General features: G+C 41.7%; 11 protein-coding genes and 1 tRNA gene. 5 read left to right on the top strand and 7 right to left on the bottom strand.

Annotated elements, in window-relative coordinates:
- Window positions 1-60 precede the first annotated feature (60 nt).
- Window positions 61-1,794, top strand: a complete 1,734-nt coding sequence (locus tag CWO27_RS10580) for an amidohydrolase (RefSeq protein ID WP_107898945.1) — start codon at window positions 61-63, stop codon at window positions 1,792-1,794.
- A gap of 269 nt (window positions 1,795-2,063) precedes the next feature.
- Window positions 2,064-3,803, top strand: a complete 1,740-nt coding sequence (locus CWO27_RS10575) for an amidohydrolase (RefSeq protein ID WP_107898944.1) — start codon at window positions 2,064-2,066, stop codon at window positions 3,801-3,803.
- Between the two features lie 784 nt (window positions 3,804-4,587).
- On the opposite strand, the gene CWO27_RS10570 is transcribed toward CWO27_RS10575, so the two are convergent.
- From CWO27_RS10570 to CWO27_RS10550, 5 genes are all read right to left on the bottom strand, one after another.
- Window positions 4,588-5,007, bottom strand: coding sequence for a hypothetical protein (locus CWO27_RS10570; RefSeq protein ID WP_102433405.1), 420 nt, complete (start codon window positions 5,005-5,007; stop codon window positions 4,588-4,590).
- Between the two features lie 251 nt (window positions 5,008-5,258).
- Complete coding sequence (locus CWO27_RS10565; RefSeq protein ID WP_107898943.1) at window positions 5,259-6,893, bottom strand: MFS transporter; 1,635 nt, start codon at window positions 6,891-6,893, stop codon at window positions 5,259-5,261.
- 201 nt (window positions 6,894-7,094) lie between these two features.
- Window positions 7,095-8,717 (bottom strand): MFS transporter, encoded by a 1,623-nt coding sequence (locus CWO27_RS10560; protein ID WP_107898942.1) that lies wholly within the window; start codon window positions 8,715-8,717, stop codon window positions 7,095-7,097.
- A gap of 199 nt (window positions 8,718-8,916) precedes the next feature.
- On the bottom strand, window positions 8,917-9,390 hold the full coding sequence (locus CWO27_RS10555; RefSeq protein WP_102431802.1) for a hypothetical protein: 474 nt from the start codon (window positions 9,388-9,390) through the stop codon (window positions 8,917-8,919).
- The gene (locus CWO27_RS10550; RefSeq protein WP_107898941.1) at window positions 9,375-10,103 is read right to left on the bottom strand and encodes a winged helix-turn-helix domain-containing protein; all 729 of its coding nucleotides are present in this window, start codon (window positions 10,101-10,103) and stop codon (window positions 9,375-9,377) included. The genes CWO27_RS10555 and CWO27_RS10550 overlap by 16 nt, the downstream gene beginning before the upstream one ends.
- A 326-nt stretch (window positions 10,104-10,429) precedes the next feature.
- Here CWO27_RS10550 and CWO27_RS10545 point away from each other — a divergent pair, with 326 nt between their 5' ends.
- The 3 genes from CWO27_RS10545 to CWO27_RS10535 all read left to right on the top strand — a co-directional run bounded on the left by CWO27_RS10545 (window position 10,430) and on the right by CWO27_RS10535 (window position 12,363).
- Window positions 10,430-11,245 carry a hypothetical protein gene (locus CWO27_RS10545; protein ID WP_102433145.1) on the top strand — a complete coding sequence of 272 codons (816 nt, stop codon included), beginning with the start codon at window positions 10,430-10,432 and terminating at the stop codon, window positions 11,243-11,245.
- A gap of 453 nt (window positions 11,246-11,698) precedes the next feature.
- A tRNA-Gly gene (locus tag CWO27_RS10540) sits at window positions 11,699-11,773 on the top strand.
- A gap of 332 nt (window positions 11,774-12,105) precedes the next feature.
- Entirely contained in the window at window positions 12,106-12,363 is a 258-nt protein-coding gene (locus CWO27_RS10535) for a hypothetical protein (protein ID WP_102433146.1), read from the top strand.
- A 161-nt stretch (window positions 12,364-12,524) separates the two neighbouring features.
- On the opposite strand, the gene CWO27_RS10530 is transcribed toward CWO27_RS10535, so the two are convergent.
- Window positions 12,525-13,010, bottom strand: coding sequence for a hypothetical protein (locus tag CWO27_RS10530; RefSeq protein ID WP_019825867.1), 486 nt, complete (start codon window positions 13,008-13,010; stop codon window positions 12,525-12,527).
- A 135-nt stretch (window positions 13,011-13,145) separates the two neighbouring features.
- Window positions 13,146-13,703, bottom strand: a complete 558-nt coding sequence (gene copI, locus CWO27_RS10525; RefSeq protein WP_102478951.1) for a copper-resistant cuproprotein CopI — start codon at window positions 13,701-13,703, stop codon at window positions 13,146-13,148.
- Window positions 13,704-13,710 lie beyond the last annotated feature (7 nt).

Raw genomic sequence — 13,710 nt, 5'->3', positions numbered from 1 at the left:
AGGGGCAAAGTGAGCTGGCAGTTAACTTTGATTAAACCCTACACCAATGTGGAGCATATAATGACAACACAATCACAACTTAAACCGGGTCTGAGCTACAACGACGAAGCTGTCCTTTATACTGGCAATTTCATTACCGTCAATGAACAACAACCAAGTGCATCAGCAATCGTGGTACAAAGTGGTAAAATTCTTTTTGTTGGTACTGTTGATCAAGCAGAAACTTTCCTTGCTAACGAATCGATTGCTTTCTCGCTGAATGACGAATTCAATGGTAAAACCATTGTTCCTGGTTTTATCGAAGCGCATATGCACCCGCTAGGAGCTGCATTATTTACAGCACGCTTTGGTTATGTGGGGCAAATTGAACGCAGTGCAGGTGGCGGCGAAGTATTAAGTGCAAGCCTAACCAAGCAAGAATTGAGTAATAAGATGCAAAGCTTTGTTGATGCTCATAACGCAGCAGGCAAACAAGGCGAGTGGCTTGATATGTGGGGGCTAGACCCACTTCTAATGACCGAAGAGGTGGTTATTGACCGTGACTTCTTAGATGCAATCTGCTCAGATTCGCCGTTGATGGTGATGCACGCATCTTGTCACGTAGCGGCTTTTAACAGTGCTGCAATTGAAAAAGCAGGCTTTAGCCTTGAAGATAATGAAGCATTTGTATTTCGCAAGGATGGTCGCCTAACAGGTGAAATCGCAGAAATGCCAGATATCTTACGTGCTGTAAAAGTGGGTGGTTTTAACTTAGGTACAGCAGAAGATGCCGTTGCAGCGATGATTTCATATGCAGACAGCACCAGCCGTCTTGGCGTAACGACGATGTCTGATTGCGGTATGGGCTTACCTCATAACCCATTCCCGCTATACCAAGCGCTATCGACAATGCCAGCATTCCGCTCGCGCCTAGCCGCTTACCCACTAGTCCCAAACTTTAGTGAAGAAGAGCTAGCTGGCTTTAAAGCACAAAGTAACGATCGTCTATTTGCAACAAAAACAAAATACCTAAACACTGATGGCTCTATTCAAGGCTTTACAGCGGTATTGGAAGAAGGCGAGAAGTACTATAACGGCAAAGCAAATGGTCACTTCCAATTTGACGATGAGAAAATGTGGACTGACGTCTTCTATGCTCACAAACTAGGTTACAGCATCTCTTTCCACTGTAATGGTGAAGGTTGTACAACTAAGTTACTAGACTTAATAGAAAAAATGCAAGCAGAGTGCCCACAACCAAACGTTCGTCACTGTCTAGAGCACAACCAAATGGTAACGCCAGCGCAGATGGATCGCATGAAGAAGTTAGGCGTGCTACATAACTTGTTTGGCACACATATTCCATTTTGGGGCGATGTTCATGCCACACAAACTGTTGGCCCAGAGCGCGTTAAAACAATGAACCCATTCCAAACATCGGTGAAGAAAGGTATTCCTTTCTCTATTCACTGTGATGATGTGGTAACACAAGTAAACCCACTATTCATGATGTGGGGGGCAATGAACCGCCAATGTGTTTTCTCTGGTAACGTCTACGGAGAAGAAGAGCGTCTAACTGCAGAGCAAGCATTGCACGCGGTGACGATGGGTGCTGCTTATTTGATGGAGCAAGAAGATATGATTGGCTCTATCGAAGTGGGTAAGTTGGCAGATCTAGCCATTCTTGATCAAAACCCATTAACCGTTGATAAAATGGCAGTCAAAGAGATTAAAGTGCACGCCACTATGCTAGGTGGAGATATTCAAGTGCACCAAACATCAGAGGTTGAAGCTAAGCAAACAGCTGAAGCTTAGCTTTCGTCCAGTATTAATTTGTGAAAATTAATTCAAAATAGATAAGCAGTGCCACTAGTGGTGCTGCTTTTTAATTTTACACAACCGTCAGGATAAGTTTAACTCATTGTTTTAAGTTAACTTTTATCTTCATCACTACTCGATTCGTCAATATTACTTTTTATAATTTTAATTGACTTATAAAGTCTCGACCCAAAAGTGGCCGATGTGCAAAGTAAGTGGGTAATTGATTTTGATTACCCCCTACACTAAGTAATGTGGAGCACATAATGACAACTCAACCATTTTTAAATCCGGGTCTAGAAGCCAATAAAGAAGCTGTTTTATATACGGGTAACTTTGTTACTGTCAATAAGGAACAACCTAAGGCTTCAGCCATCGTCGTACAAGATGGAAAAATCCTTTTTGTTGGCACCCAAGATCAAGCCGAAACCTTTCTTGCTAATGAGTCTATCGTTCACACACTAAATGAAGAGTTCAAAGGTAAAACCATTGTTCCTGGGTTTATTGAAGCACACATGCACCCACTGATGGCTGCGCTGTTTACCGGTATGTTCGAATATGGCGGTCAATATGATCGCCTTGGTGCTGAAGGTAAGTTACTAAAAGGGTGTTGCACTGAAGACACTTTAAAAGCTTTGCTTAAAGAACTTAAAGCAAAACATGATGCCGCAGGGAAAACTGGCGAGTGGTTAAATCTATGGGGCTTAGACCCACTTTTGATGACCGATGGCTCAGTGGTTAATCGTGATTTTATCGATTCAGTGATTGATGATTCACCCGTATTCTTTATGCATGCCAGTTGTCACTTAGCGAGCTTTAACTCAATGGCGCTTGAACAAGTTGGCTACAGCCTCGAAGATAACCCTGAATTTGTCATGCGTGAAAATGGCCGCTTAACTGGTTACATTGCAGAGCTACCTGATCTATATCGTGCCTTAAACCAAGGTGCTTTTAACTACGGTACTGATCCTGCAGCGATAGGGAAAACGCTAATAGATTACGCCAATATCGCGCATTCGTTAGGCGTTACCTCGGTTTCCGATTGTGGTATGGGATTGCCAACTAACCCATGGCCGCTTTATCAAGCGCTAAGCCAAAATCCGGCGTTTAAATTACGCATAACAGCTTACCCATTGGTGAGTAACTTCTCTACCAGTGAAGTGCTAGATATGAAAGCATCGGATAACGATCGTCTTAGTGTTTCTAGCGTGAAATTTGTCAGTACTGATGGTTCAATTCAAGGCTTCACCGCCAATCTTCTTGATGATGCTCCTTACTATAACGGCAAACCGAGTTGTTCACTTATCAAAGATGAAGAAACCATTTTTGCAGAATGTTTACCTTTCCACCAATCCGGTTACAACATCTCGTTTCATTGTAACGGCAATGGCACCACCGAGAAGCTCATTAACATCATTGAACGCTTACAAGTAGACACGCCAATGCCAAATGCACGCCATTGCTTAGAGCACAATCAAATGGTAACAGATGCGCAAATGGATCGTATGAAAGCAATCGGAATTTGCCATAACCTATTTGGTACTCATATACCGGTATGGGGCGATGTACACGCAGAACAAACAGTGGGCCCTGAGCTAGTAAAACGCTTAAATCCATTTAAGAGTTCAGTGAAAAAAGGCGTGCCTTTCTCTATTCACTGTGATGACGGTGTGACGCAAGTTAATCCATTGTTTATGATGTGGGGAGCCATGAACCGCCAGTGTATATTCTCGGACAACGTGTACGGCGAAGATGAATGTTTGAACGCAGAGGAAGCACTTCACGCAGTGACATTAGGTGCCGCGTACTTAATGGGTCATGAGAACATGAAAGGATCTATCGAAGTCGGTAAATTGGCCGACTTGGCTATCTTGGATAAAGACGTACTAAGCGTAGATAAACAAGAAGTTAAAGATATTCATGTCCACGCTACCATGCTAGGCGGCAATGTAACCGTTCACCTTGGTAAAGCAGCGGTTAAACAAGAAGAGCTTTCCATTGCCTAATTGATGTTCTGAGTGATTTTTCATTCAACATCAATAAAAGGGTATACCTGTGGCAATACACCAATTTTGTATTAAAAACATCAGCCTAGCTCTTGAGCTAGGCTTTTTTACTATGATAATAGCGATCAAGCTAAACCTGACCAGCGTCATGTCTGTTGCCCATTGCCTTCTTACAAATAAACCCATTGCAGCATCTGAGATATTTGGCTTTTCTCATGTTTGAGTTTTACCGACTGCATTAGAAAAAGTGGATGAACAACTAAAACATTAGGAACAAGCAAAACAGGCCAATGCCAGTTCAATATGCCGATATAAAATCTTTTTATATTCAGTAAATCGATACACTTAGGCAAGCGCCCTACACTATTTTTGCGTTAGAAACGTTCTTCATGGTCTTACTCATTAGTACATTATGATTGCAGCAAAGGCCCTATTGGACAGCAAGCAAAAAAAAACTTTCTACGACGACATCACGAGTGATGCCACTTACAGTAAGTGCTCAGAAATAGCGTGGGAAAAGGCTAGAGAACAAGGCGGGAGAAAACGAGAAACACAGCGCAAAATGTTAGCGCCATGTCCTCTACGATGATATTTATACCAATCACAGTAAGTAAGTGTTCAAAAATGGCGTACAAAAAAAGCTTGAGAACAAGACAGATTTTTTCGATAAGTAGTTATTCTACAATCAAAAATTCTAACGAAGTTATCGAGGTTTTTAACAAGCGAGGGTGACCAGTTATTTACTACGATTGGTATTAGTCAAGCAATTCAGATAATAGGCTCGTTAGCTTATTACCGCTTCAGCATTGCGTTTATTGAATGCCTTACCGATAACTGCTTCAATGAGAAGAATTGACATGATGGTAAGGTAGAATGCCACAACACCACTGGCCGGTCCGCTAAACTGCACTTGCTCACCAAACATAATCACAATAGCACCCATTGCTGCGACTTTTGAACCAACAAGAATCAACCACGAAGTGAACACACGCTTTGGCTTAGCTAATGAGCGTTGTTTTAAACAAAATTCTGAAGTCATTTTTTCAAACGCCACTGATAGCTTCACAATCACCGCCATGATAAGGGCAGAAATAGCGCCCATGCCAATACTCTCTACGGTGACCCAGTCCCAAGCTACTCCATAACCTACCATCACCACAGTACCAATAACACTGCATGCCGCCATTTCTTTAACCATTTTCATAATGCATCTCTCAATCAATTATCAAATTATAGGGTTGGCAACAGGTCTGATATTCCGCTGCCCTAATTGGATATGGCAATTGTATAAACAAGCCAATCAATAAAAAATGCGGAGAAAATAGAAATGGGTTTTTCCTACTTTTTAGGTTTTTTTTTAATTTATATCACCACTCTATTTCAATAAATTCAAATGGTTACAATATAAGCTCGCGTATTGTTAGTTCTAAAGTTACGACTATTAATATGTGTTTATTAGCCACTCTCCCCCTTTAATTTGCCTTGCTGTGTAGCGGGTACAGATAAGCGATAACTGGTTAGCACTCCTAATGCTGAAAGAAAAATCACCATCATCAAAGCGTTTTGAAAACTGGTTAGCCGAGAATGGGCATTAAGAGTTAATAAGGTCGCATGCTGCTGATGATCCATACCATAAGTATCAGAGAGATTGGCAATTCTAATATCGTCTAAATAAGGTAGGGTCGGACTTTGCTCGATCTGGCTGATAAAGTGGTCCGGAAAGATCTGTTTCGATTGTTCACTGTGCTGCCTGACCGTATGCTCTAGTGCCCATTGCTGTGTCCCGCCAATCAAGCAAATCCCGAGCACTAAACCCATATTTCGGATGGTGGCTTGTAAACCACTCGACTGAGCGGCATCGGTTTCACCAAGCGCATTGGTGATGATGGCCGGACATTGTGATGCAAGTATCCCCATTGAAGAACCCGTGAGCAGCATACCTAGATAAAAAGGCGACAAAATATGATGAGATTGACTAGAAAAAAATAAAATAACTGCAGAGCTAGCCAGACCGATAAATGCCGTTAAACATAAGGTCTTTGCCTTTAGTGATTTAAACACCAAAGGTGTAATAACTGAAAACGCGATCATGCAAATGGAGAACAGAAGAATAATAAAACCTGAGTGCGAAGAGCTTAATGAAATGGCAACTTGGAGATAGGTTATGATGATAAAACTCACACCACCTAAAATCATATACATGAAGGTAAGAAGCAGAAAACCAGCTCGACACTGGCGATTTTTCAGCCAGCTAATCGGTAATAAAGCTGTTTTTTGCTGGGCTTCTCGTTGTCGCTGTTGAAAATAAAAGGCAAATAGTGACACTAGCCCTAATGCTATAACGGCCAAGGAAGGGCTTAATGACGTAAGGCCGGTAAACCAAGTAGGAATATCAGCGTTGCTGTTGGCGCTTAATAGGCCCCAACTGGGTGCTTTGATCAGTGCCAGCACCACCAAAACGATGCCCGATGAGCTTAGCAGCGCCCCAATAAAATCAAATGAGCTCGGGCGCGGATTCTCCACTGGCGGGATTCCTTTAATAGCAAACCAACTGGTAATGAGGTAAAAGGCACTGATAAATGTCAGGGGTAGATACCAAGCAAAATGGTCCATTAGCAAACCACTGCTCATCGGCACGACGGCGGCAGATAGTCCACCGGAAGCCGCTAACACGCCAAACGCTAGTGCACGAGATTTACCAGGAAATCGGGCAGAGACTAGAGCTAGAATAGCAGGTAAAAGCAGTGCTGATGATATGCCTGTCAGTGGCCGAGCCAAGTAGGTGACAAAGGCTACATTAGGAGCAAGAATAAATAAAATAGAAGCGGCTAAACCAATAAAAGCCCCGGTGATGAGCATGATACGCCAACCGATAAATAGCCCAATAAGGCCTGCGGGTAACATTAACGCTGCGCCAACTAGAGGCTGAATTGTGCCCAAGGTTTTAATTGCACTAATGTCTGTTTGAAAGTGGGTGACTAACGTAGCTGTTGCGATAGATAAGTTGGCTATATCAGCCGAGATAGAAAATTGAGCAATACAAAGAATGAATAGGAGACGCTTTTGAGAGGCAGTAATAGAATTTGTCATAATTATTGTTCTTTTTGCTTGGTGAACTACTGATTGATTGCACCTGTGCTGAAAATCAGTATTTGGTGCATAAACGTAAAGAGGGTGTTGGCTCCATAGTTGATTAAAGAGTAAACATCAGTAAGTTCACTTTACCGATGCCGATATACCGACATTTAAGTGTCTACGAAAAAGCCCCAACCTGAGTTGGGGCTTTTAAATTTAGTCTGAGTTAGCCATTAACGAACGAGTTGGTAATTTAGAACAAAGAGCTAAACCGCCCATCATTAAGGCAATGAGAGTATAAAGTGCATATTGAACCGATGTTAGACGAGAATCTGCCATTACAGCGACAACAGTGTGTTGCTCTTGTGCCGGAACTTCTGCGCTTACCATAAGCTCAAGTGCCATATCATTTGACACGAATGGTAATGACGGTGTGTTAACAATCATCTGCTTGGTTTCTGCTGAAATAGCGTCGTGGTCCATAACGCCCTTCTTGATTTCACCTGTTAGGGAGAACAGCATTACCGTACCAAGAATCGCTACACCGAACGCCTGGCCAATGTTACGAGAGGTTGCTTGGATACCACCTGATTGCATTGCTTCTTGCTCACTAAGCGCTGAAGTCACAACAATAGAAGCCTGAGAAGCTAGTAAACCTGCGCCAATACCAAATACGAGTAGTGAGATGTATTGCCAGAATGTAATGCCGTCTTTAGTAAAGCCTAAGAACATTAATGCAGTACCTAAAGCTGCAATGATGAAGCCTAATTGACAGATACGTTGACAAGATAAGTTGCCCAATTTGGCGGGTGCACCAAGAGAACCGATCATCATACCTAAAGCAAATGCACACAATGCCATGCCTGATGCGAATGCACTCATGCCAGCAACTAACTGCATGTACGAGACATTAATGAAGCCCGTAGCACCAAAGAGCAAGAAGATAGTGGCACAAAGTACTAGACCAACAACCACTTGTGGGTTTTCAACATATGAGCGAGGGAGAAGTGGCGTGTTACCAGCAGCTTCAAAACGACGTTCCCATACCATCAATACTTTTAGCAGTATGCCACCCACAAGACACATAGGTAGAGCCGGAGATATACCAGCAACAGTGAAATCAGTCAGTGGTGCAACGAGACCCCATTCAGCAATTTTTAGCAGACCAGTAACAAAACACAGTAGACCAGTACCCGCAAGTAATACACCAACGATATCAAACTTACCTTTGAACGTGGCTTTTGGAAGCTCAGGTAACTTCATGCTACCGAACATAACTAATGCACAGTAGACACCAAGACCAGCGAAGGCAACGCCAAAGCTAGCGACATCAAGGATGAAGCCAAAGATAAGCGGAGTTAAAGCACTTGCCAAGCCAACTAGAGCAGCGATAGCAGAGAAGGCAATCGCTTGATCTTTACCCTTATAGATACCAGCGACATTAGCTAGAACTGCAGGAATAAGTAGACATGCACCTAGACCAGAACCAACGCGAGCACCATAGTTCAAAACTTCCATGTTTGGAGCAAATGCAGCTGCAAATGAGGCAAGCGATAAGATACCTGCACCGATGATCATTTGTCGTTTCCAACCAATGATTAGGCCAATAAGGCCACCAGCAATCATACCAGCACCCGCAATTAGAGGATACATAGCATTAGCCATTTGAATCTGAGGCATGGTCGCACCGTGAAGAGCGATCAGTGCTTCTGTTGAAATAGAAAGACCTGTGTTGTCTGCCATGGTTGAGAATTGAGCTGCAAGAAGAACCAGAAGCGGGAACCACTTGGCCATGCCAACTTTTTCTTCTGCTGGATTAGTTGAAACTGATACCGTCATTGGGGATACCTTCATTTGTTGTAGAGCCGTTGCTCGGAGGTTGTTTTTTCAAATAGTTTTGAACACAACCATTAAACCGTGCGAAGAACCGACTCATCCAACAAAAAAAAGTATTCTTGAAATAAAAAAAATAATATGGCGATGAAAAAATATATAAAACTCTATATATCATAAACTTAGCATTGCTTGGGGTGGTGTGTTAGCGCTTTCTTTTTACCACATATGAAATGCTATCTTCACCAAGCGAATTGAAATTGAAAAAGATCTCATCCTCTTCTAGTCGCCAGCCATTGAGCTCGATTAGGGTGCCAGAAACCGGAACTCGAATACCTGTTTCTTGCTCAAATCGCTCCAAGCCAGTGACTTCTCTATCGACTAATTGCAATCGATTATATTGTTTGTCGGTATAGTGCAGTTCAAGTTTGGCATCGAAAGCATAATTACTGTTGCCACTTTTGTTATTGATAGATAAACGGATGTTGTCCTTATCAACCACCATGGTTGCGTAGCTATCAATCGTGTGCTGATCAAATTGAATGACAGATTGGCCCGTCCATACCCCTTCAAACTGTTGGTTATGTGCTTTGATTGGATCATGAAGATAATGGCCAATAGTTAGAGCAACAACCGGTAGCATCACAGCAATAGCGCGTTTGATTATTGATTTTTGCATACCGTTATCCCCTCTTCAACATGACAAATTCGATAATTACTGTCGTTTTTCATAATAATGGATGGGGTGTCATCACTGAGGTTCAGTGAATTGATTTCTTCGCTTGTAGCATCAAATAACAACCAATGTTCGCCAGCCTTATAGCTAATGCGCTCGAATGACGGGCTGAATATGCCGAGGTATCCGAGTGTGAATAGTAATAGGCTTATTACGCCGATACCGATTAACTCGTTGCCTGAGAAAAAAGTTCTCCAACCTAATGCTTTGCTGTTCTGAGGTGTGTCAGTCAAGGTTACTGACTCTGAAGAGTTAGCGGTACTGTCAGGCACAATACCAGGAGCCGGCTCTTTCGCCCCCGCCATATGATGAGCAGTGTGAGACTCAAGGATATATGGCTTACTGGAAAGAACATAACCTTGTTTGGGAATGGTACGAATTAAAGAGCGTTGATCATCATCGAGGGAAAAACGTAGCGCTTTAATGGTTTGGTTAATGGTTGCATTAGTCGCATAAGAACCTTTCCAAAGTTGCTCTTCAATCGATTGACGCGACAAAATATCGGGGAAAGAGTCAATTAATGCCGTAAATAAATTGGCCTCACGCGCCCGTAGACGAATCACTTTACCTTCTTCATTCTTGATGGCTCCGGAGGTGGGAGAGTATTGCAGTCCTGCCACTTGATAAATGGGCGGTTCAAGAAAGGGTTGTGTCATACCGAGGCCTCTAGGTCACAGAAATTACAGGAGATAGTACTGTTAAGTAATGATAAATTATTTTGATCTACAACAAACTAACTATTGGTTTGATTAACCATTTAATAAATAAATTATAAATTATTCTCTTGGTAGAGTAAGAAAAGGATAGCGGATATGTGAACCCCACCAAGTAAGACCAGGGTAATTATCCATTATGAAACAACAAGTTAATTAACATACTTACTTTTTATCATTTTATCTTTTTTTATTTGGTTATTCGTGGGCGAAACATTTACTTAAGGTGATAGTGAAATTCTTAAATTGAATAACTAACAGGTTTTACTATGCCAATAACGAAGAAATTACCACTACTCACTTTATTGCTTCCATTATCTGCTTTTGCCAACGCACAAGATGCGACTGAAGAAAATGCACCCGATCCAGGCGATCACACAAAAGTATCTTCAGTTGTAAGTGCAACTTATGGTAAACAAAGTTTTGGTGAAGCTGATAATGACTTTCTTCAACTGCAAGGTCAGATTTCTGGCGCAAAAGACAATGAAAACCTATTCCTAGGCTCGTTGACTGTGACAGGGCAAGACAATGGTAAAGTAGGAAGCGAGGATTTTAACCTATCTCAGGTTCGAGCTCGTTACTTCGAAGTAACGCGAACTGATTGGGCCAATGCGCCTATGCTAGGTATGTCGTTTGACTACATTGAATCTAGCTTTACCAATGCAACTTCTGATCGTTTGTTTGCCGTAGGCGGCTTGATCCGCATGAACACACCGTTTAAAAACTGGTTATCATTCCCAATCATCGCCGCTGCGGTAGGTCAAAATAACAAAGATTACAGCAATATTGGTCTAGTGGATAAAATGACATATGGGGTACAGTTTAATTTCTTAAACTCTATCTATCTGCATGAAAATGGCACTCACATTCAACTCAACCCACAATTTAGCAGCTTAGATCTTGGCGGTACGGTTGGCACAGTAAACCAATTACAAATGGATACTGTATTGCAAATGCCATTAAACAGTAACCGTCGTCACTGGGGTAAGTTAACTTACACAGAGTACTTTGATGACACAGAGCAAAGCTTTGGTCATAACCGTCAAGGTACAGAGTTAAAGCTTACTTATAGCTACTATATGTAGTACCACGAAAAAGGGCTCTCTAAATGGTGAGCCTTTTTGCATTCACTGAAGCGGTATTTCAAGCAATAATCTTGGTTTTGATTGCAATGGACACTATAAATCCCCTTTAAGTGGATTGAGGTTATAAAACTGTCCCCCTTTTTTTAAACATAGCGCACCATTTAAAGCATAAGCCGCGCGAGCTAATGATAAATCTTTATATATTCGTTAGAAGGATACTTTGGCAGCAAAAATGGCTATTTTTTATTAGGGTTACAATAAGTTAAACCTTATTGAGCTGGTGTATTTCTATTGGCGATAGTGTTTCGTTTTATAGCTTTTGTTAAAGATGCCCTTGCCCACTGTGTAGATATCAAACAAAGAGCACAAAAGTCATGCAAATAGCTCGCCAAGCATGAGTTAATGCTTTTCTTTTGCTTTAATTATGGCATATTAGTTCAGTCTTCACGATGTGCGTGCATCGTATAATGGCTATTACCTCAGCCTTCCAAGCTGATGATGCGGGTTCGATTCCCGCTGCACGCTCCAACTCTTCCTCCAGTTTTATTATGTGTATCTCTTTCAGCAACCCGCTCCCCAAGAAAATCCCTCTGTACATTAAGCCATCTTCATCGATATCGTTTAAACCTATATCTATTAAACCTATATTGCGTTGACTTACATTGGTTATGCCCCTATCGACTATTCATAGCTATTAACGCCTTAAATCGTTTCACATTTTTACACTTGTCCAAATCACACATTGCAGAGCAACTTTCAATGATTTTCAAAATTGTTCCAATTTAATAATCTTGGTCAATATCTGCCAAAATCATTGTGTTAATGTGCGCGCATTAGCAACAACCCATAAATAATAAAAAATGTTTAAAAGCAATGAGTTAACGATTAGCATCGAAGCAATCAATGTCGCGCTAGCAAAAGTTGAGAATGCCAATAAAATTCAGCTAGATACGTTGAAAGGTTATGTGAACAGCGAACCTGAACAAGCTGTAATGGCTTTTCGATCACTGAATGAAGCAGAATCAATCGACGACAAGTTTAGAAAGATCATGGCAGAGCTGCCGCACCTAAGCGGTGAAGCACACCATTTGCTTGAAACTTCTATCTTGCTACAGTGATTCTAGCTACAGATAAGCCTCAGCCAATCCAAGTTAGTTCATGTATTCCTGGGCAGGTTGAGGCTTATCTTTAACTGAACACAGCATTTAATCAATGACTTAGCGGTCACACAAAGCTGTTCTGATTGGTTGAAATGAATAGGTGATGTAAGGCCCTCGCATTACTCCCAAAAGTTCCACCACTTTTTGCTGTTTTCTTCACGCTGCTGTTGGCCTTTTTCTGACCCTTTTCCTTCTTCTTTACGCTCTTGTTCCGCTTTCTTTTCTTTCTGCTTTTCTAATCCCGACTTTTCTTCGTCATTATCCATATCATCTTTAAGCTTTTCTTTCTTATCCTTGAGCTTCTCTTTACTCTCTTCGAGGGCTTCTTTCTCGTCTTCCAAATCGTCGAGCTCTTTATCTAGCTTCTGCTTATCTTTTTTATTCTTACTTTTTTTGGCTTTCTTCTTTTTCTCTTCGATCATTGAATCAAGCTGCTTCTCACGATCGTTAATTTCGCCTTCAACTTTTTTTGCCTCAGCGAACGTTTTGACTTCTTCTAAATTGGGCTTACCTTTACCAGCCCACTCAGGTTTAGCAGCAATGCTGTAATTAGACCATGATAGTAAAGCACTTGATACGGCAACGACGAGTACTGTTTTGTTCATCCTTAAACTCCTACTTACTTGTTCTAACTAAAAATTTTTTCTATTTACCTATTAAACTTAATCGTCTAATACGAGAAAAACAAGAAAACGCACCAAACTAATCAATATAAGTCTGGTGCGCTTTATTAATCGATACTACAACTCAATTTTTTTCAGCATACCCGCTTCAGCATGACCTGGGATATTGCACGCAAACTCTACGTTGTTGTCGCCATGAAAATGCCATAGCAATTGCTTCGCTTTACCGGGCTTTACCGTCACTGTACTGCCTGAGTCATGAGCGTGGTTACCCATATTTTTCATCATTTCACGGTGCTCTAATTGCTCTGATGCAGAACCAATCGAGAATTCGTGATCTATCTTGCCTGTGTTCATAACAACGAACTGCACTACGTCATTTGGCTCAATATCGACCTTGTTCTTAAATGTGATTTTCATATCATCACTAAGCAGCACATGAACCACTTTATCCGGCTTTGCGCCTGTCGCAGGCATACCCACTTCAGACATGCCTTCCATATTCATCATACTTGAGTGGTCCATCTTTCCGCCCTGCATCATGCTGTGGTCCATTTGGGAATGATCCATCTCTCCACTCTTCATCATCGAGTGATCCATATTTGAGTGGTCCATTTCAGCAAAAGCCGTTGCAGTAGTTAACGTCAATGCAATCGCAATAAGTGTCTTTTTCATGATCGTT

Origin of the sequence: Vibrio sp. 10N.286.51.C3 (assembly GCF_003050065.1) — a bacterium.
Lineage (GTDB): Bacteria > Pseudomonadota > Gammaproteobacteria > Enterobacterales > Vibrionaceae > Vibrio > Vibrio crassostreae.
This window is presented reverse-complemented; position numbering and strand designations above follow the sequence as displayed.